The 18,727-nt window shown below is 65.7% G+C and carries 18 protein-coding genes; 9 read left to right on the forward strand and 9 right to left on the reverse strand.

The window, feature by feature from the left end; genetic code table 11:
- The 3 genes from DQ353_RS05780 to DQ353_RS21980 form a co-directional block, all read left to right on the forward strand.
- Positions 1 to 154: transposase (locus DQ353_RS05780; protein WP_181578266.1), on the forward strand; the 154-nt coding region annotated here is incomplete at its 5' end.
- Positions 155 to 236: 82 nt separating this feature from the next.
- Entirely contained in the window at positions 237 to 1,919 is a 1,683-nt protein-coding gene (locus tag DQ353_RS05785) for a sodium:solute symporter family protein (RefSeq protein WP_113761849.1), read from the forward strand.
- A 23-nt stretch (positions 1,920 to 1,942) separates the two neighbouring features.
- On the forward strand, positions 1,943 to 2,074 hold the full coding sequence (locus DQ353_RS21980; protein ID WP_220093978.1) for a putative transporter small subunit: 132 nt from the start codon (positions 1,943 to 1,945) through the stop codon (positions 2,072 to 2,074).
- A 482-nt stretch (positions 2,075 to 2,556) separates the two neighbouring features.
- On the opposite strand, the gene DQ353_RS05790 is transcribed toward DQ353_RS21980, so the two are convergent.
- The 6 genes from DQ353_RS05790 to DQ353_RS05810 form a co-directional block, all read right to left on the reverse strand.
- Positions 2,557 to 3,048 carry a hypothetical protein gene (locus DQ353_RS05790; RefSeq protein WP_113761850.1) on the reverse strand — a complete coding sequence of 164 codons (492 nt, stop codon included), beginning with the start codon at positions 3,046 to 3,048 and terminating at the stop codon, positions 2,557 to 2,559.
- A 445-nt stretch (positions 3,049 to 3,493) separates the two neighbouring features.
- Positions 3,494 to 4,150 (reverse strand): DUF6318 family protein, encoded by a 657-nt coding sequence (locus DQ353_RS21280; protein ID WP_146755209.1) that lies wholly within the window; start codon positions 4,148 to 4,150, stop codon positions 3,494 to 3,496.
- 96 nt (positions 4,151 to 4,246) lie between these two features.
- Entirely contained in the window at positions 4,247 to 4,414 is a 168-nt protein-coding gene (locus DQ353_RS21565) for a hypothetical protein (protein WP_181578267.1), read from the reverse strand.
- A 138-nt stretch (positions 4,415 to 4,552) separates the two neighbouring features.
- Positions 4,553 to 5,494, reverse strand: a complete 942-nt coding sequence (locus DQ353_RS05800) for a DNA-methyltransferase (RefSeq protein WP_286166632.1) — start codon at positions 5,492 to 5,494, stop codon at positions 4,553 to 4,555.
- Between the two features lie 19 nt (positions 5,495 to 5,513).
- Positions 5,514 to 7,178 (reverse strand): DEAD/DEAH box helicase, encoded by a 1,665-nt coding sequence (locus DQ353_RS05805; RefSeq protein ID WP_286166633.1) that lies wholly within the window; start codon positions 7,176 to 7,178, stop codon positions 5,514 to 5,516.
- A gap of 304 nt (positions 7,179 to 7,482) precedes the next feature.
- Complete coding sequence (locus tag DQ353_RS05810) at positions 7,483 to 8,934, reverse strand: RNB domain-containing ribonuclease (protein WP_286166634.1); 1,452 nt, start codon at positions 8,932 to 8,934, stop codon at positions 7,483 to 7,485.
- Positions 8,935 to 9,010: 76 nt separating this feature from the next.
- On the opposite strand from DQ353_RS05810, the gene DQ353_RS05815 reads away from it, so the two are divergent.
- Positions 9,011 to 9,691, forward strand: coding sequence for a ferritin-like fold-containing protein (locus DQ353_RS05815; protein WP_286166635.1), 681 nt, complete (start codon positions 9,011 to 9,013; stop codon positions 9,689 to 9,691).
- A gap of 40 nt (positions 9,692 to 9,731) precedes the next feature.
- A complete protein-coding gene (locus DQ353_RS05820; protein WP_113761854.1) occupies positions 9,732 to 10,448 on the forward strand; it encodes a 4a-hydroxytetrahydrobiopterin dehydratase in 717 nt (238 codons plus the stop codon).
- Between the two features lie 74 nt (positions 10,449 to 10,522).
- Here the strand turns inward: DQ353_RS05820 and DQ353_RS05825 are convergent, their stop codons facing one another.
- Complete coding sequence (locus DQ353_RS05825; protein ID WP_071213255.1) at positions 10,523 to 10,744, reverse strand: DUF3107 domain-containing protein; 222 nt, start codon at positions 10,742 to 10,744, stop codon at positions 10,523 to 10,525.
- A 71-nt stretch (positions 10,745 to 10,815) separates the two neighbouring features.
- Positions 10,816 to 11,397, reverse strand: coding sequence for a TetR/AcrR family transcriptional regulator (locus DQ353_RS05830; RefSeq protein WP_113761855.1), 582 nt, complete (start codon positions 11,395 to 11,397; stop codon positions 10,816 to 10,818).
- A 165-nt stretch (positions 11,398 to 11,562) separates the two neighbouring features.
- Here DQ353_RS05830 and moeB point away from each other — a divergent pair, with 165 nt between their 5' ends.
- Positions 11,563 to 12,786, forward strand: a complete 1,224-nt coding sequence (gene moeB / locus DQ353_RS05835; protein WP_113762002.1) for a molybdopterin-synthase adenylyltransferase MoeB — start codon at positions 11,563 to 11,565, stop codon at positions 12,784 to 12,786.
- Between the two features lie 156 nt (positions 12,787 to 12,942).
- The gene (locus tag DQ353_RS05840) at positions 12,943 to 14,007 is read left to right on the forward strand and encodes an SH3 domain-containing protein (protein ID WP_113761856.1); all 1,065 of its coding nucleotides are present in this window, start codon (positions 12,943 to 12,945) and stop codon (positions 14,005 to 14,007) included.
- 180 nt (positions 14,008 to 14,187) lie between these two features.
- Here the strand turns inward: DQ353_RS05840 and DQ353_RS05845 are convergent, their stop codons facing one another.
- Complete coding sequence (locus DQ353_RS05845; RefSeq protein WP_113762003.1) at positions 14,188 to 15,546, reverse strand: glutamyl-tRNA reductase; 1,359 nt, start codon at positions 15,544 to 15,546, stop codon at positions 14,188 to 14,190.
- Between the two features lie 134 nt (positions 15,547 to 15,680).
- Here DQ353_RS05845 and hemE point away from each other — a divergent pair, with 134 nt between their 5' ends.
- Both hemE and DQ353_RS05855 read left to right on the forward strand, forming a co-directional pair.
- Positions 15,681 to 16,751, forward strand: a complete 1,071-nt coding sequence (gene hemE / locus DQ353_RS05850; protein ID WP_113761857.1) for a uroporphyrinogen decarboxylase — start codon at positions 15,681 to 15,683, stop codon at positions 16,749 to 16,751.
- A gap of 128 nt (positions 16,752 to 16,879) precedes the next feature.
- Positions 16,880 to 18,694, forward strand: a complete 1,815-nt coding sequence (locus DQ353_RS05855) for a protoporphyrinogen/coproporphyrinogen oxidase (RefSeq protein WP_353616663.1) — start codon at positions 16,880 to 16,882, stop codon at positions 18,692 to 18,694.
- The last annotated feature ends 33 nt before the right edge of the window (positions 18,695 to 18,727 follow it).

Genomic DNA, 18,727 nt, shown 5'->3' on the forward strand with positions numbered 1-18,727 from the left:
TTTTCCGCCCTATGCGCCGGATCATAATCCGATCGAGCATGTCTGGAATGATGCGAAGAACGCGATCAGTAACGTGCAGCGTAACGATTTTGAATCTACGGTGACCTCGTTTGAAGCGCATGTTCGTTCGCGGGTGTTTGATTACAAAATCTGAGGTGCGGGGATGACCGATTTTGAAATATTAGAGCCATAATAGGAATTGTTTCCGGCGGCATTCCTATGATGAGAGGAAAGATATGGATCTCCAAAGCGGAGAATATCAACTTCTCGCGGGATCAGTTGTCCTGGGGCTGTTGGTGCTTTTTTACGGGGGCACATTCGTGATGACTCTGTTTATTGGCAAAAAGAAAGAAAATGCCGATGGTTATATGACTGCCGGCAACAAGATTGGTTTCGGTGTCTCTGCGGCAAGCATGACCGCGACATGGATCTGGGCTGCCTCGATGTATGCTTCGGCTACTTCCGGCTACACCTATGGCATTTCCGGGCCGATTCACTATGGCCTTTGGGGAGCCTTGATGATTCTATTCATCTACCCCTTCGGCCGGAGAATCCGTGCGGTTGCGCCAAAGGCACACACCTTGGCAGAGGTCATGTACGCCCGTCACGGACGGTCCAGCCAGCTCATGCTGGCAGGTTCCAACATCCTGGGCAGCGTCATTTCCCTGACGTCAAACTTCATCGCAGGTGGCGCGCTGATCGCGCTGCTCTCGCCGTTCAGCTTCCGCCAAGGCATCATCGCAGTTGCCGCAGGCATTTTGCTCTATACGCTGTGGTCCGGATTCCGGGCGTCGGTGTTGACCGACTTCGCGCAAGTGGTGGCGATGCTCGGTGCAGTGGTCATCATAATCCCGGTGGTGTTCTTCGCCGCTGGAGGTCCCGGACTCTTTGAAACCGGCGCCTCGAACCTGACGGTGCAGCAGGCCAACTTCTTCTCGTCCGAGGCATTCCTGAACCAGGGTGCCCCGTACATTGCGGCCGTGTTGGCCTATGCCATCGGCAACCAGACCATTGCCCAGCGGCTCTTTGCCGTGCGTGAGGACCTGATCAAGCCGACCTTCATTACGGCGACCATTGGCTATGGCGCCACGGTGATCGGATTCGGCATGCTCGGTGTCATTGCCCTGTATGCAGGCATCACCCCGCTGGACGGGGATACGAACAACCTGATTCCGCAGTTGGCTGTCACGTACCTCGGCCCCGTCCTGCTGTGCGTCTTCTTCATCATGATCCTTGGGTCGTTGTCGTCCACGGCGGACTCGGACTTGGCAGCGCTCTCCTCCATCGCCATGACGGACCTTTACGGCCAGACGGTTGGCAAGAAGAACGTCAAGCCGAAGACCATGTTGCTGGTCGGACGCATCACAATGATCCTTGCCACCGCTGCGGGTCTCTTCTTCGCCAGCGGCCAAATGAACATCCTGGACCTGTTGGTGTTCGTAGGTGCACTCTGGGGAGCGTTGGTTTTCCCGGTCATCGCAAGCTTCTACTGGAAGAAGGTCACCAACAAGGCCTTTACCATCTCGACCCTGGCGGCGCTGGCGTTGTTCTTGCCGGTGCGCTTCGAATGGATCTCGATGTCGGGATTCACCGGATATGCGGTGGATGCCCTCGGCATCGTCGGTGTCGGCGTCGTCCTTGGCCTGATGACCTTTGGCTTCTTCGGGTTGAAGATAGCCCGCATTGTGGGAATCGTGGCCATGGTCGTGGCTACGCCGTTCGCAATGGGTGCACTGCACGAGTACGCGGTACTCAGCGGATCACTGGTTGCCTATGCTGTTTCGACCATCATCTGTTACGCGATGTCGGTGCGCTCGAAGCAGAACTTCGACTTCAGTACGATCAAGGATCGCGTTGGTGACTTCGACCCCATCGAGACGATCAAGCGCGATACCAACCCCGTAGCCACCAGCAAGTAGAGAAAAGGAAGCAGGAGACAACAATGGAAATCTTTTGGTTGACCGTATACGTCCTGATTTGGCCGGTCGTCGTTGCCGGAACCCTCTTCGTGATCACTCGTGCATTCTTCCGTGAATGGAAGCAGGCCCGCGCCGAGGGTCGAAGCCTGGTTTAGGCACTGGTCGGTTGGTCCGTAGGGACCACACCGCAATGTCGGTAGCTGAAGCCCCGGTGTTCTTCCCGTGTTGGAAGGGCTCCGGGGCTTCTTCATCGCCGACTACGCATCGTCAGAGGTTATTGGGAGGTGTGCGACGATCGTCAATCTTCTTCTCAAAGAATGAGGTGATATTCGGAGCGTCACCGTTTTTGATAGCAGTTCTAGGCCATAAAGATCTTCGCCGACCTGCACACGCTCTTCGTAACGCCATTGCCGAATGATTGGGAGGGATGTTTATGGTCGCTCGGCGCTTCGTGCCCGGGACGGAGACTTCCACTTCGTGTCGGGGCGGCACCATAGCCGGCCGGTCGCGGGGCGTCCGCTCGCCAGCCACGTATGCCTATGTCCGTCTATACATGGCGCTGGCACAGATGATGACTAAAGTGTGAATGGCCGGATGATCCGTTCGCCGTGTGGCAGCTCAGGGGGCCCTTCGGGCGCTACCTGTCGAACAGGGACGCGCAGCCCGGTGCATGCGGGTCGTTGGTGCAGTTCTCCGCTACCAGGATTTTCTTGGTCCGCCACACGCTCATCGTGACCTGTTCGCTGGGCACGTTGGCGACGCCCGGGATCGGGGTCCAGGGGCCGCCCTCGGTCGAGTACTCCCCGCGGAACCGGGTGGTCAGGCCGACCCTGAAGTCGCCGGTGTCCTGGTAGACGTGGCTGGTGCTGGTGGGTTCGTCGAAGCCGCGCTCGGCCACGGGGCCGCCGGGGAATGGGAATGTCCGCGAGGTTCCGTCGCCGTATGTCCACAGGTAGGAAACGGGGATCGCCCGCACCCGGACATCCTGGTCGAACAGCGTGATGTTGAAGTTCTGGAGTTCGGATTCGGCGTACATGTGGGCGTGTCCGTTGCGCAGCGAGAAGTTCTTGGGCTGGCTGACGATGCTCGAAGCCAAGATCGGCAGCTTCCGGAAGTCGCTGAGGCTCACCTTGGCGATGTCATCTTCCGCGCCGGGAATCGTTGTTGGTGGCTCCGTTTGGCAGTACTGCGTTGTCGATATCGTTTGCCCCTTTCTTGGTCCGTTAATTGCGCGGATTGTCCGAATTACTCGGTATCCACCGTCGGGACATGTCGGGTCGGCGATGGCTTCGCAGGAGAGCCTGAGTGACAGATCGGGAGTGCATTCGCTGAAGTACTGTACGTCGTACCGAAGTTTCGGCCCGTTGGATAGGATCTTGGATTTCCTCGGATTGTTCACGAACTTTGCGGAGTTCTCGACACTTTCTTCTGGACATTTCACGCGTACTTCGATGTAGCTGTTGCCCATGCGTTCCATGCTGGTGCAAACCTTTGTGGCGACAGCGGGCGACGGGGCCACGAATGGTTGTGCCACCAGTGCGACTGCCAAAAGGCTGGCGAACATAAATGGATTTCTATGATTTCTCATCCAAGTACTCCATGCTTTCAACAAGCCAGCCCTTCTCAAATCTAAGCAGCATCATCATGGGTGCGGGCGTGGGCGTTGCCGGAAATACGCCCTGCAGTGTTCCATCGCTCATATAAAGAGACATCTCACCTTGGGTTGTGGTGTACAAGGCAATACCCTGATCCGGTTGCAATATGGTTTTGGTGATCACGGCCTTGATGTTGGCTCCGGCAAGCCAAGAACCAGCTTTCTTGTTGTTGTCGAATGGATCGATGTAGGTGCTGCCACACTCGACACAAGTACGTTTTGTCACTTGTTTGATTGGTTTCGTATCGTTTGTTTGGATCGTGTACTCAATGAGCGCGTAGTAGTACTCGGCAAATGCCTTAATGCCAACCTCTGATTTCTTCTTTGCGGCTTCCGGCATCTTGGGGACCGGCCAGTTCTTTGCGGGCCCGTTGGAGCTGGCCGGAACCGGCGTGGGAGTGGGTTTTGCGGTCGGGCTGGGCGACGACGTCGGGGGAGAACTGCTTGCAAGTGTTGTTGGTGTCGGTGACGTGCCGGTGGGCTCGACTGGGTCGGCGTTACCGCCGCATCCTGCCGCTGCCAGCAGGAGCGCACCCGAACTCAAGACAACGATGACTTTTCTGGTTTTCGCAAACATGCCAGCGGCCTACGATTCGGTTGGAGTCAATTAGCAGACATCCTAACCCCGTTCCAAGACCATTGGGAGGGTTTGTCCACAGGGCCCGGCCAGCCGTCAGGGCTTCTGCTGTTGCTGGTTCATGGTCAGCAGGCTCTGTGCGATGGACAGCGTGGACAACGCCTGCACCGACTCCCATGATCCGGGCTTGAGTTTGGTTGCACCTTGGAGGGCTTGTTCGGCAAGCATTGCCGCAAGCTGGGCACGGGAATCCATATCGGTCATGACGATCACTCCTGAAAACACTGAACCCCAGTCGTCTCGGGGATTCGAGACAGCTTGGGGTTCAGTGGAGCGGCAGATCCAAGTGGTGAACATGTCGGTCTCCCGACCGGCGACCAGTTGCAGCCTGCGCGCGGGTGCTCAGTCTTGGAACGTGTCCAGGATCGTGGCCTTCGGGATGCGCTTGGTCATGACCGCAATGGATTGCGGGTTCTCGTCCACGCAGACGAAGCGGCGGCCCAGCGCCTGGGACACGGCCCCGGTGGTGCCGGAGCCGGCGAAGAAGTCAAGCACCCAGTCGCCCTCGCGCGAGCTCGCGTTGATGATCCTGCGCAGGATGCCCTCGGGCTTCTGCGTCGGGTAACCGGTCTTTTCCTTGCCCGTGGGCGAGACGATGGTGTGCCACCAGACATCGGTGGGCAGCTTTCCGCGCTCGCGCTTCTCGGCGGTGACCAGCCCGGGGGCCATGTATGGCTCACGGTCGACCTCCGCCGAATCGAAGTGGTAGGTCTTCGGGTTCTTCACGTACACCAGGATGTTGTCGTGCTTGGCCGGCCAGCGGGACTTGGCACGTGCCCCGTAGTCGTAGGCCCAGATGATCTCGTTCAGGAACGACTCCCGGCCGAAGATCGCATCAAGCATGACCTTGGCGTAGTGCACCTCGCGGTAGTCCAGGTGCACGTACAAGGTGCCATCGTCGGCCAGCAGCCGCCAGGCCTCGCGCAGGCGCGGTTCCAGGAAAGACCAGTAGTCGTCGAAGGCGTCGTCGTAGCTGTGCAGGTCCCCGCGCAGGGTGGAGTAGCTCCGGCCCTGGAAGCCGACCCGGTCGCCCTCGCCGGCGGCCGCGCGGACCGCCGTGGTGACCTGGCGCTTTTGCGTACGCCCGGTGTTGAACGGGGGATCGACGTAGATCAAGGTGAATGATTCGTCTGGAAGCGTCGGTAGGAACGCAGCGTTTTCCGCATGGACTATCAGGTTGGGCCCCGCGGGATCCCAGGCAGTGGCTGGGGATGCAGCGGCGGGCCCATCGGTCTCCTGGGTGGGATCGGCGATGGGCCCGTCGGGAATGCTGGTCAACGTCATCTAGTGGCTGGGCGTCAATCTACTCGGCGTCGTTGTTGGTCACGACTTCGCCGTCGCTGCGGCGGGTGCGGGTGCGGCTGCGGGTGCGGGCCGGGCGATCGGCGGCGGCAGCGGACTGCTCCCCGGCATCGGCGGCGACGGCCGTTTCGCGGTGGCGCTCGCCCTCGCGGGCCGGGCGGTCCGAACGGCCGCGGGAATGGCCGTGGCGTCCGCCGCGTTCAGCGCTGTTGCTGCGTTCCGGACGGTCCGAGCGCTCTCCGCGTCGTCCGCCCTCGGAGGAACGGCCGCCGGAACGCGGGGCGTTCTTCTTGCCGGTCTCGCCCAGGTCCTCGAGCTTCTCGCCGGCCAGGCCCTCGAGCTTGCGCGCGTGGCGCGGCAACCGGCCCTTGGTGCCGGCCGGGATGTTCAGGTCCGCGTAGAGGTGTGGGGAGGAGGAATAGGTTTCCACCGGGTCGGTGACGTTCAGGCCCAGGGCCTTGTTGATCAGGCCCCAGCGCGGGACGTCTTCCCAGTCCACGAAGGTGACGGCGGTGCCCTTGTTGCCGGCGCGGCCGGTGCGGCCCACGCGGTGCAAGTAGGTCTTCTCGTCTTCCGGGCACTGCAGGTTGATCACGTGGGTGACGTCGTCCACGTCGATGCCGCGGGCCGCGACGTCGGTGGCGACCAGGACGTCGACCTTGTTGTTGCGGAAGGCGCGCAGCGCCTGCTCGCGGGCACCCTGGCCCAGGTCGCCGTGCATGGCGCCGGCGGCGAACCCGCGATCGATCAGCTCGTCGGTCAGCTTGGCCGCCGAACGCTTGGTCTTGGTGAAGATGATGGTCCGGCCGCGGCCCTCGGCCTGCAGGATGCGGGCGACGACCTCGTCCTTGTCCAGCTGGTGGGCGCGGTAGACGACCTGGCGGATGTCCTTCTTGGTGATCGAGTCGTCGTCCGGGTCCGCGGCGCGGATGTGCGTCGGCTTGGTCATGTAGCGGCGGGCCATCGCGATGACGGGGCCGGGCATGGTGGCCGAGAAGAGCATGGTCTGGCGGATCGCCGGGGTCGCTGCCAGCAGCGTCTCGACGTCGGGCAGGAAGCCCAGGTCAAGCATCTCGTCGGCCTCGTCGAGGATCACGATGCGCACGTTCTTCAGGTTCAGGTGGCGCTGGCGGTGCAGGTCGATCAGGCGGCCGGGGGTGCCGACGACGATCTCGACGCCGTTGTTCAGCTGCTCGATCTGCGGTTCGTAGGCACGTCCGCCGTAGATCGTGGCGATGCGGGCGTTGCGCTTGGTGGCTGCCTTGGCGATGTCGGTGGCGACCTGGACCGCGAGTTCGCGGGTCGGTGCAACGATCAGGGCCTGCGGCGCGCCGGGGGCCGGGAGCTTGTCGTAGCCCTCGTCATCGGGGCCGATCACGCGCTGCAGCGCGGGAATGCCGAAGCCGAAGGTCTTGCCGGTGCCGGTCTTGGCCTGGCCGATGATGTCGTGCCCGCCCAGTGCAACCGGGAGGGTCATCGACTGGATGGGGAAGGGATGGATGATCCCGGCGTCCGTCAGGGACTCGACGATGTCGGCGCGCACGCCGAAATCGGCGAAGGTCAGCTGCGGGATTTCGTGCGGGGTTTCATCGGTGGACAGGGTTTCTTCGATGTCCACTGCCTCAGACGCCGAATCGGCGGTGAGCTGGTGTTCTGTATTCAACACAGGGGGTCTCATTCGTTTAGGCACTTTAGGACAGAGGTGCTCGACGACCGTCCCCGTGATTGCCGGGGAAGAGGGGTCGGAGGTCCACCACTATCGGGGTGCTTCCAGCGGAGCCGATCGCAGGCTTAGCTAGCGGTCAAGTGGATCTGACCACGTGGGGCGCGGAAGTCGCTGGGTAATCCCGCATGAATTCTTTTCAAGGTACGCGACCGGGCATCCTTGTATACCGTTCAAGCATATCGTGGACCCGATGAAATTACGGTATTGCCCGCCCCGACCGCATGGGCGGGCCTTGGCCGCGAAGCTAGGCGCCCACGATGCGGAAGAGCACCTTGCGGCTGGCCGGGTCGGCATGTACCAGTTCCACCTCGACGTGCACCCCGGCCTGCGCGCTGCCCTCGAACGAAGCCATCACGGCGGGGGATTCCAGTTGCAGGGTCCCCAGCGAGCGGTGGTTGCCGTTGGAGGATTCCTCGGATCCGGTCAGCGTCACCGCGCGGAAGCGTTCGCCCACGCGGTGGGCCAGCGTGGCGGCCTCCACGGTGTCGATGGCAGCGCGTTCGATCTTGTTCACGACGCGGTTCGAGTCGTTCATCAGACCCGGCAGGGTGGGCAGAACCTCGCGCAGTCCCCGGGGCACTTCCTGGCCGGTGACCGCGTAGGAGCAGACCAGCAGCGCGAAGCGGTCCACCAGCCGGCGCAACGGGGCCGTGGTGTGCGCGTAGGGAGCGGCGATGGCGGCCTGGACGGTGTCCGGGGGCAGTTCGCCGTCGATCACGGTGTAGGTGGCCCCGCGAAACAGGCTGGTGGCCCGGTGCATCAGGGCAAGCTGCCGCGGATCGGCCAGGTCCAGCGAGCGCAGGAACTCGCCATAGGGCTGGGTCGGCTCCCAGGTGGTGCCCAGCGCCTTGGCCTGGAGCCGGAAGACGTTGATGTCCTTCTGGGCAGGGGCGGGCATGGTGCGCAGCAGCCCGACCTTGGCCTCGAGCATGATGCGGGCCGCCTCCATGCCTGTCATCAGTGAGATCTGCGCGTTCCAGTCCTCCACCGGCAGCGGGGCGTCGGAGACGATCTTGTAGGTGCCATCGATGCATTCGACCTCCTGGGAGGGGATGCGCAGGGAGGCCCCTCCGCGGGCCCGTTCCAGCCCGATGCGCTTGAGCCCGATCTCGCGCAGCAACTGCAGCATCTCGGTTGCCGTGCCCGCGTCGAGGGACTCCTGCACGCCGACGTAGCTGAGCTTCTCGCGGCTGCGGACGACGGCCCGCTGCAGGCCGGTGTCGGTGACAGCGCCTTCGGCATCGAGGGCGAAGGTCCACAGGTAGGCGCTGCGGTCCTGGTTCGGCAGCAGCGAACCGGCGTCCTCGCTGATGGATTCGGGGTGCAGCGAGATTCGTCGGTGCGGCAGGTACACGGTCTGGCCGCGCAGCCGGGTCTCCACATCGAGGATGCCGCCCAGGGCCACGAAGCCGGGCACATCGGCGACCGCGTAGTGCACCAGGTACCCGTCGCCGCTGCGCGACAGGTGCAGGGCCTGGTCCAGGTCGGTGGAGCTGGCCGGGTCGATGGTGACCAGCTCGATCTCGCGCTTGTCGATGGGCGGCAGCTCGAAGTCCGCGATGGCGCGCTCGGCTTCCTCCAGCACCTCGGCCGGGAATTCGGAACGAACCTCGAACTCCGTTTCCAGGGCCTTGAGGGCCTGGGCCAATGCGGTGCTTCGGGCCTCGGGGGTCAATGCGATGTATTGGTGGCTCACAACGCCAGCATAACCACCAGGCCGGTGCCGTGGCATCGACGTGCGGCGCGTGTTGGGCCCCGAGTACGCTGAACCCATGACCAAAACACCCTTGACCTATGGTTCGACGGCCGCCGCCGACGACGCGGAGCTGGCCCTGATGGGGCTGATCGCCTACCAGGAACTCACGGCCTTCGAACACCTGTCCTCCGATGCGCGCCTGTCGCCGACCCTGGTCGACCGTGAAACCCTGGGCCGCTTCGCCGTGAAGGAGTTCGAGCACTTCGAAATGGTGCGCGAGCGCATTGCCGAGCGCGGACTGGACCCGCAGGAGGTCATCGAGCCGTTCATGGCCTCGCTGGACGAAATGCATCGGCGGACCAAGCCGGGGGACTGGTACGAGTCCCTGACCAAGGTCTATGTGATCGACGGGGTCGCCGCCGATTTCTACGCGCTGATTGCCTCCGGACTGGAACCGGAGGTGCGCACCTTGGTGCACGAGGTCAAGACCTCGCAGGCGAACACCGAATGGTTGCGCGAGCGGCTGCAGCTGGCCATCACCGACCGGCCCGAGCGGGCCTCGCGCCTGGCGCTCTGGGGCCGGCGGCTGCTGGGCGAGGCGCTGACCCAGGCCAGGGAGATCGGCGAGAAATACGACTACTGGGGCGCCCTGCAGCTTGAGGGCCCCGACGGCCGCGGACAGGAAATGACGCGGCTCTTTGCCCAGCTGGTGGAGAACCACTCGCGGCGCATGCGCCAGCTGGGCATGACCGCCTGAGCCTGCCCGCCCGGGGTTGCACCGGGGCAAACACCGACCAATGACAGCACCACAAGAAACGAGAACCACCACCATGGGCCTTGACAAGGACTCACCCACCCGCGTCCTGACCGACTACGAGATCGCCAGGGCGCTGAAGGAACTGCCGTCGTGGAGGAAACGGGAGGGAGCGCTGGTCTGCGCCTGGACGTTCCCGGATTCCCGGGAAGCCGTCGATTTCCTGGCACTGGTGGCCGAGGCCGCCGAGCACCAAGGCCACCACCCCGATGTCGACTGGCGGGCGAGCACCATCTTCCTGCGTACAACCTCCCGCGACGTCGGCGACGAGATCACCCTGCGCGATGTGGCCCTGGCATCGCTGCTGGAATTCGCCGCCACCGACTCGGGCGCCGTCGCGGTGCCCCATCGCCACCAAGACGTCAACCTCGGCATCGAGACGCAGGATCCGGCCAAACTGGAGGACTTCTGGATCGGTGTCATGGGCTACCGCAAGGGACGCGACGGGTTCCTGGTGGATCCCGAGGGACGCAACCCGCGGATCCGGCTCGAGGGCACGGCAACGCCAAGCGCCAACCGCATCCACGTCGAGAAGTTCATGTCCCATTCCGGGCTCGAAGCGCTCCAGGAGGCACTGGAGCCGCACGCAGGTGCCGGGGACCGGACCCACGCACCGGCCCTGAACATCTACACGGACGCCGACGGCAACCGGGTGGGCCTGAACACCGAGCAGCGGGACGAACCTCCGGCGTTCCAGTAGCCGCACGGCGGGTTAAACAAGTGGGGGAGGGACGGTTGCCCGGTCCTCCCCCACCTGCCTGGTGACTAAAGTGCCTAGTGGGCGAAGCCCACGCGGCGTGCTTCCTCGACACCGATCTCGACATACGCGATGCCCGCGACGGGCACCAGCATGAGGCGGCCCTTGGAGTCGGTGAGGCGAAGTTCCCCGCCTGCTGCCAGTGCGTCGGAAACGCGCTTGGCCAACTCCTCGGCATCCTCGGCGGACTCGATCACGATCTCGCGGGCAACATTCTGAATTCCAATGCGAACGTCCATGGTGGCCTTCCTGGTTTGTTGCATGTGCCGGAGCCCGGTGGCGCCGACCAACATCTAGTGTCGAATTTACGTCAGGATTCCTTGGGGAATCGACCGATTCCGCGCCAAGCTAAACGCGAGACCAGATTGCTGGCCTCTTCCATGGACACCTCATCGGCCATATCCACCCAGTAGCGTGCCGAGACCTGGGCCATCCCGGCCATGGCCCGGCCCATCAGCAGGGCCTGTGCCGGGGGAAGCCTGGTGTCCTCGGCCACCACGTCGGCGATGCGGCCGGCAAACTTCGCATTGAACGCCTCGATGCGCCCGCCGATCAACTCGTCGTTGAGCAGGTCGGATTCGAAGATCAGCCGAAACGCCTGCGAATCCCTGGAGATGTACTCGTAGTAGGCGCGAATCGTGGCGCCCACCCGCAACTTGTTGTCGGTGGTGGAGTTGATGGCCTGCTGCAGCAACGAGCTGAACTCATCCATGTGCGCATCGAGCAGCGCGACATACAGCTCCCGCTTGCCCGGGAAGTGCTGGTACAGCACCGGCTTGGACACCTCGGCGACCTCGGCGATCTCGTCCATCGAGGCCCCATGGAAGCCGTGGGCCACAAAGACCTGGTGGGCCGCGTTGAGCAGCTGGCGGCGACGGGCCTCGCGCGGCATCCGTTGCGTCCGGCCGCCGCGGCTTGGGGGAGTAGTCACATCGGCCCTTTCGCGAAAGCTCGCCGCCCGAATGGAAAACGGGCGACATTCCGCACAAGTCTACTCTTGGGTAACGACGGATGCCGGACCGGCGCCAACGCGCCGCACAAGCATTATGGTGAATACATGAACCAGCGCAACAACCCCGCCGCCCGTTACGAGAACGCCGCCGCCGGCCGGCTGCCGGCCCTCGTGCCGCCCGGGGACGAACTGCTGCCGGAGGAATTGCTGCGCTACTCGCGCCAGATCATCATCCCGGAGATCGGGATGACGGGGCAGCGCCGGCTGAGGAATGCCCGGGTGCTGGTCATCGGCGCCGGCGGGCTGGGTGCCCCCGCGCTGCTCTACCTGGCTGCGGCCGGGGTCGGGACCCTGGGCATCATCGACGACGACGAGGTGGACCTGGGCAACCTGCAGCGCCAGGTCATCCACTCCACCCTCACCGTGGGCCAACCGAAGACCGAATCCGCGGCTGCGCGCATCAAGGAACTGAACCCGCTGGTCACCGTGCGGGTGCACAACCACCGGCTGGATGCCTCCAACGCGGTGGAGCTCTTCGGCGAATACGACCTGGTCCTGGACGGGACAGACAACTTCGCCACCCGCTACCTGGTCAACGATGCGGCCGCGCTCGCCGGCATCCCGTACGTCTGGGGGTCGATCCTGCGCTTCGACGGCCAGGTATCCGTCTTCTGGGACGCCCACGGCCCGAACTACCGCGACCTGTATCCGACCCCGCCGCCGGCGGGCACCGTGCCCTCCTGCGCCGAGGGCGGGGTCTTCGGGGTGCTGTGCTCGCAGATCGGCTCGGTGATGGTGGCCGAGGCCATCAAGCTGATCACCGGGGTCGGCCGCTCGCTGTTGGGTCGGCTGCTCATCCTGGACTCGCTGGACATGACCTGGCGCGAGGTGACCCTGCTGCCCGATCCCGACGTCCCGCCGATCACCGGCCTGCTGGAGAGCTACGACGACTTCTGCTCGGCCCCGGCGCTGGATGCACAGGGGCTCGCACAGATGGCCGCGCACAGCATCGATGCCAGGGAGCTGGCGCGCCTGCTCGCCCTGCGCACCGAGGGGAAGGAAGATTTCCTGCTGGTCGATGTCAGGGAGCCGGGCGAGGCCGAAATCGCCTCGATCCCCGGGGCGATCCTCGCCCCGCGCGGGGCGATCCTGGGCGGGGAAATCGAGTTGCCCAGGGACCGGGAAGTCATCCTGCATTGCAAGTCCGGGGGCCGTTCCGGGGAGGTGCTGCGCTTCCTGCTGGACCGGGACTACGCGCGGGTGCGTCATGTTGCGGGCGGAATCCTGGATTGGATCAGTGATGTCGATCCGCGCACGCCTGCCTACTAATGCATTGAACCAGCTTGTCAGCGGTGGATCGGCGGATTTCCCAAGGCGATTTGGCCGTGTCGTGGTGGCCCAAGTGCGCCCGGGGTTCCACTACCCTGTGAGTGTTCACACTGAAGTGTTGCTCGTTGGGGAGGGCACTGAGGTTTAAGGCACCACATGAAAACATTCCTGTTTGCGCTCGTTGGGGCATTGGTCCTCACGCAGGGCCTGCTCTCCGCACCGTCGGCCGACGAAGGGCCGGGCACGGCCACCATCCTCGAGAAACCACTGGCGGCCCCGGCCGCTGCTCCGACAACGGCGATGCAAGTGGACGCATCCATCCAGCCGATCGTGCTGGCCGGATCCAGCACCGTCGGCGCTTCAAAGCCGCACTACATCACCACCGCCACCATCAAGCCGCGCAGCGGCAAGGGCAAGGGTGCCCGGCTGGGGTCGGCCACCAGGGGGTACAAGGTGTGGGGCACCGGGAAGACCTCGACGGGCTACACCCAGATCAGGTTCCTGGGTCGCACCGGCTGGGTCAGGTCCACCCAGCTCAAGCGCCTGGTCGTGGCCAAGTACACCGCCAAGCACTCGACCGTCCTGCGCTCGAAGGCCAACGGCGGCAAGAAGCTTGCGACCATCGGGCGGGACCACACCCTCGGCACCGTGGACAACGCCCGGAACAAGTCGCGTTCCCGGGTCCGGGTCCAGTTCCAGGGAAAGACCGGCTGGGTCGCGCTGAAGCACGTGAAGAAGGCTTCGCCGGGCAAGACCGTGGGCCCGGGCACCCGGACGTACCCGGACGCGGCATGGGCCAAGACGGTGTCCAAGAACATCTCCAGGTACTGCCCGCGGACCACCGTGCGCGTGAGCCACCGCAAGAACGAGTACTACGCGCAGTCCGGTCCACGGAGCATCACCCTGAGCCGGGTGGGCCACCCGGACCCGAACGCGGCACCGGTCAAGGCCGTGGCCCTGCATGAATGCGCGCACATCATGCAGTTCAAGGCGTACCCCAAGGGCTTCTCGAAGCTGGTTCGCCATGCGGAGAAGATCAACCCGCGCCGTGACGGATACGGGATCGAGCACCTGGCCGATTGCATGTCCGATTCGATGGGCGCCAAGCGCAGCGGACGCCTGGCCAACGGCAGCACCTACTACACCGGATACCACGGCAAGTGCAGCAGCGCGCAGAAGCGGTCGGCGGCCCAGTTGATTGCCGGCAAGCGACCGGCCTGATCGACACCGCTGCCTGAGGAGGCACCCGGACCCCCCGAACGGGGGAGACCTGTACATGAGGGGATGTCCAGGGCCGGCACGGGCACGCCGTGGACGGCAAAGGGCACCGCCGGAAGAAGTTTCCCGCGGTGCCCTTTGAATGGTGTCTGGTGCCCGGCCCGACCGGTGTGGCGGAGTTGGCTAGCCGACCTGCCGGATGGAAGCGGCCCCGGCGAGGTTCCCGGCATCGGTGCCCTGGATGCCGGTCACCGGGCAGGCGCCCGATTTCTTCATCGAGGGTGCCACCGGCATCTCGACCTCAAGGCCGTACAGCGTCTCCAGGGCGTCGATGTAATCCCCGGCACGCCCGGCCGCGGCCAGCTCGCGGGCACGGACCGTGGGTACGTGCAGCAGCTGGCGCATCATCCGGCGCATCGCGAATTCGACTTCCTCGGCAGCGGCTGTGCAGCCGTGCTGGGCGCGGACCTTCTCGACCTCGGCCTCCAGGACCTTTTGGGTGTGCCGGCGCAGGGCCACGATGGCTGCATCCGCGGCACGCTCGCGCTGTTCGGCGGCGAAGGCCTCGGCCGCGTCGAGCACGATGCCGCGGGCCTGGCGCAGCGACTGCGCCTGCTCCTCGGGGGCGGCCATGCGCACCGACTCCAGGTTGATCAGCTCCACGTTCCGCAGCGAGCCGAGCTCCGGGTCGAAGTCGTGGGTCAGGGCCAGGTCGATGGCGATCAACGGGCGGGAACCGCGGTCCAGTGTCGCGATGTCGGCGGCCATCAGGCGGTGGTCGGAACCACTGCACCCGATGATGACATCGGCGGCCTCGAGGGCGGCCTCGAGCGTGGACTCGTCCAGCGCGGTGCCCCCGCGGGTGGCGACGAAAGCCTCGGAACGGCCCGAGGCGGAGAACACCGAGACATTGTGGGCCGCGCGCTCGCGCAAAAGGGACATGGTGGCCCCGGCGTAGGCGCCGGTGCCGAAGATGACGATGTTCTTGGAGCCCCAGTCCGGCTCGCGGCTCAGATCGGTGGCCAAATCCAGCGCCACGGAGACGACCGAGAGGCCGCGCGATCCCAGCGAGGTCCGCGAGCCGACGTCCTTGGCGGTCCGCGAGGCGGCCTGGAAGAGCCGGACCAGGGAACCGGTGGCGGTTCCGGCGGCCTGCGCCTCGTTCAGGGCGCGGCGCACCTGGCCGGCGATCTCGCGCTCCCCGATGACGGCGGAATCGAGTCCGGCGCCGACGGAAAAGAGGTGCTCGATGACTTCGGTCTCGGTCTTGGAGACCAGCGCGGTGGAGATGGTGGCCTCGGAAAGCCCGGTGCTGGCGGCGATCTGGGTGATCACCTCCGAGCGCGCGGCAGGTACGTCCCCTGATTGCGGCACTTCGCAATAGATTTCGTAGCGGTTGCAGGTGGCCAGGGTGATGGCGCCGGCAACAGGGCTGGCCGAAGCGAGCACGACGGAAGCGACCTGGGAGGCGTCGGCACTGATCTTTGCCACGGTCTCGAGGTCGATGTCTGAATGAGAGGCAACGAGAGATAGTAAAACCACAGTGCCTCCCATGATAGCGCTTCTACTGGTTGTAGAGCATCGGGTGTGACGAGGTCGCCCAAAACCATGCAGCGTGCGTTCGCTGGGGGCGTGTGGATTACGGTTCGGGCCGATATGTTGGCAGAATCAATAGCATGACGTTGAGCCAGAACCACCCGCTGATGGACGGTCGTACCGCCAATTCCCCGTTGATTACCGCCTACCGCGGCCAGAAGCCAAGCCGCAGACCCGTGTGGTTCATGCGCCAGGCAGGCCGTTCGCTGCCCGAATACCGCAAGCTGCGCGAGGGCACCGAGATGCTCGAATCGTGCCTGCGCCCCGAGATGGCCTCGGAAATCACCTTGCAGCCGGTGCGCCGGCACGGCGTGGACGCCGGGATCTTCTTCTCCGACATCGTCATCCCGCTGAAGCTCGCGGGCATCGACGTCGACATCGTCCCGGGCGTCGGCCCGGTGCTCGGCACCCCGGTGCGCACCGCCGCCGACGTGCGTGCGCTGCCGAAGATGACCGACGCCTCGCTGGACCCGATCCGCGAGGCCGTCGCGATGACCGTCGAGCAGCTGGGCAACACCCCGTTGATCGGCTTCGCCGGCGCCCCGTTCACCGTCGCCGCCTACATGGTCGAGGGGCGTCCGTCCCGCGACCACATGGGCCCGCGCACCATGATGCACGCCGAGCCCGGCGTCTGGGAAGAACTGGCCAATTGGGCAGCCGACGCCTCGGGCGCGTTCCTGCGCGCCCAGATCGAGGCCGGCGCCTCCGCCGGACAGCTCTTCGACTCCTGGGCCGGATCGCTCTCGCTGGCCGACTACACCAACCACGTGGCCCCGGCCTCGGCCCGCGCCCTGGACCACGTGCGCGACACCGGCGTCCCGCTGGTGCACTTCGGCACCGGCACCGGCGAGCTGCTGGGCGCCATGCGCAACGTCGGCGTCGACGTCATGGGCGTGGACTACCGCCTGCCGCTGGACGAGGCCAACCGCCGCCTCGGCGGGGACATCCCGCTGCAGGGCAACATCGACCCGGCGCTGCTTTCGGCCCCCTGGGAGATCCTCGAGGCCCACGTGCGCGAGGTGCTCGCCGCAGGTGACACTGCCGTGTCGCACGTGGCGAACCTGGGCCACGGCGTGCCGCCGGAGACCAACCCGGAAACCCTCACGCGTGTGGTTGAACTCATCCACTCGATCCCCGTGGCTGGGCGTTAAGCTAGAAGAACGCAGTACCGGGTGCAGGACACGGTGCGCCGGCCGCACGGCCCAGCGCCGCGCGGACGCCGCGCATCGTGTCCGGCGCCTTCGAAGATACACATTCGTTTCCCTGAAAAGAGTTGATGGTGCCAAACGTCGAAGAGCAGCCACGCCGCGGCTCGGCCAATGAAGCCGGAACTGCCCGGCGCGTCCCGGGCGCCGCGGCGGACCTCGACGAGGGGACTTCCGGGACCGCGCCGGTGACCAACACACCTAGGGCCGACGACGCCGCTGGCACCGCGGATACCGCAACGCCTGGCACGGCGACACCGGCGGCAGCTGCCGCCGAGAAGGCACCGGCCAAGGCCCGGCGCAGCCCGGTCGCCTCCAATGCCGCGGCCCACGCCATGCGCCTGCTGGCCCGGGCCCGCGGCACCGAAGCCGCAACCCCCGGCCCCGGCGGCCCGCTCGCGGTGGTCATCGGCGGCGGCATCTCCGGGCTGGTGGCCGCCCGCGAACTGGCCATCAGCGGACACCGCGTCCAGGTCCACGAAGCCTCGGCGGCCTTCGGCGGCTGCGTGGGCGTCCACGAGGTCGCCGGGCTCAGGCTCGATGCCGGCGCAGAATCCTTCGCCACCCGATCCACCGCCGTCGCCGACCTTCTGGGAGAACTGGGCCTGGGCGATGACATCGTCACCCCGGAACCCGGGGGCGCCTGGCTGTATTTGAAGCGCGGGCATGAGTCGGTCGCCCAGCCGCTGCCGGCCACCGGCATCCTGGGCATCCCCGGGGATCCGTGGGCCGAAGAGGTGCGCAGCGCCGTGGGACGTGCCGGGGCCCTGCGCGCCGCCGCCGACCTGATCACCCCGGTCTCGAAGAAGATCACCGGGGGCCAAATGTCCCTCGGCGCGCTGGTCCGTTCCCGGATGGGCTCGGCGGTGCTGGAAAACCTGGTGACCCCCGTGGTCTCGGGCGTGTATTCCGCCGATCCCGACACCCTTGACGTTGACGCCATTGCGCCCGGGCTGCGTGCCGCGGTGCTCAAGCACGGCTCGCTGGCCCGGGCCGTGGCGGCCATGCGTGCCGCGGCCCCGGCCGGTTCCGCCGTCGCCTCGGTGGTCGGGGGCATGAACCAGCTCACCACCGCCCTGCTGGCCGACCTGAAGTCCGCGGGCGTCGAATTGCACGCCAACAGCGCCGTGGTGGCGCTCGAACCCCGCGAGGGCACCTCCGGCTTCCGCGTTCTGCTGGCCGACGCCCCGGCCCCGGCCGCCGCGAAGCACGTACGTCCCGGGCGGGCGGGCAAGCCCCCGGCCGAGGCGGCTCCCGTCCCCGAGGTCCCGCCCGCGCCCCGCGAGGTGCTGGCCGAACGTGTCGTGGTGGCCACCGGCGGGACGGTCGCCGTCGACCTGCTGGTCGGCATCGACACGGCCTTCGCCACCCACCGCCCGGCAGCCGGCGCCGGCATTTCCCTGGTCACCCTGGTCATCGACAAGCCGGAGCTCGACGACGCCCCGCGCGGGACCGGCCTGCTGGTCGCCCCCACCGCGGACAACGTCGGGGCCAAGGCGCTGACCCACGCGACCGCCAAATGGCAGTGGCTGGGTGACGAATCGGGCCCCGGCTCGCACGTCTTGCGCCTGTCCTACGGCCGGCTCAACGACGTGGCCTCCGCGCTGGTGAACGCCGACGACGCCTCGCTGCGCAACGCGGCCCTGGTCGATGCCTCGGCGCTGCTGGGCCAACCGATCACCGCCGGGGACGTGCTGGGCTTCGACGTCGTGCGCTATTCCGGCGCGCTGCCCTTCGCCACCACCGGGCACGCCCGGAGGGTGGCGGCGATCCGCGAGATCGCCTCCGCGCACCCGGGCCTCGAAGTGGTCGGCGCCTGGCTGGCGGGCACCGGGCTGGCAGCCGTTGTCAACGACACCCGCAAGCGGCTGCGCATCACCGCCAGCTGACCCGTCCTTCCCGTCCGGCGCCGCACCGGCGCC

Source organism: Arthrobacter sp. AQ5-05, assembly GCF_003287975.1.
Lineage (GTDB): Bacteria > Actinomycetota > Actinomycetes > Actinomycetales > Micrococcaceae > Paeniglutamicibacter.

Bases quoted from the DNA above. Each gene is read 5' to 3' on its own strand.
- DQ353_RS05830 (WP_113761855.1), bottom strand. From the start codon at position 11,397: ATGCCGCGCGAGGCCCGTCGCCGCCAGCTGCTCAACGCGGCCCACCAG.
- DQ353_RS05825 (WP_071213255.1), bottom strand. From the start codon at position 10,744: ATGGACGTTCGCATTGGAATTCAGAATGTTGCCCGCGAGATCGTGATC.
- DQ353_RS05820 (WP_113761854.1), top strand. From the start codon at position 9,732: ATGACAGCACCACAAGAAACGAGAACCACCACCATGGGCCTTGACAAG.
- DQ353_RS05840 (WP_113761856.1), top strand. From the start codon at position 12,943: ATGAAAACATTCCTGTTTGCGCTCGTTGGGGCATTGGTCCTCACGCAG.
- DQ353_RS21980 (WP_220093978.1), top strand. From the start codon at position 1,943: ATGGAAATCTTTTGGTTGACCGTATACGTCCTGATTTGGCCGGTCGTC.
- DQ353_RS05815 (WP_286166635.1), top strand. From the start codon at position 9,011: ATGACCAAAACACCCTTGACCTATGGTTCGACGGCCGCCGCCGACGAC.
- DQ353_RS05785 (WP_113761849.1), top strand. From the start codon at position 237: ATGGATCTCCAAAGCGGAGAATATCAACTTCTCGCGGGATCAGTTGTC.
- DQ353_RS21280 (WP_146755209.1), bottom strand. From the start codon at position 4,150: ATGTTTGCGAAAACCAGAAAAGTCATCGTTGTCTTGAGTTCGGGTGCG.
- hemE (WP_113761857.1), top strand. From the start codon at position 15,681: ATGACGTTGAGCCAGAACCACCCGCTGATGGACGGTCGTACCGCCAAT.
- DQ353_RS21565 (WP_181578267.1), bottom strand. From the start codon at position 4,414: ATGACCGATATGGATTCCCGTGCCCAGCTTGCGGCAATGCTTGCCGAA.
- moeB (WP_113762002.1), top strand. From the start codon at position 11,563: ATGAACCAGCGCAACAACCCCGCCGCCCGTTACGAGAACGCCGCCGCC.
- DQ353_RS05800 (WP_286166632.1), bottom strand. From the start codon at position 5,494: ATGACGTTGACCAGCATTCCCGACGGGCCCATCGCCGATCCCACCCAG.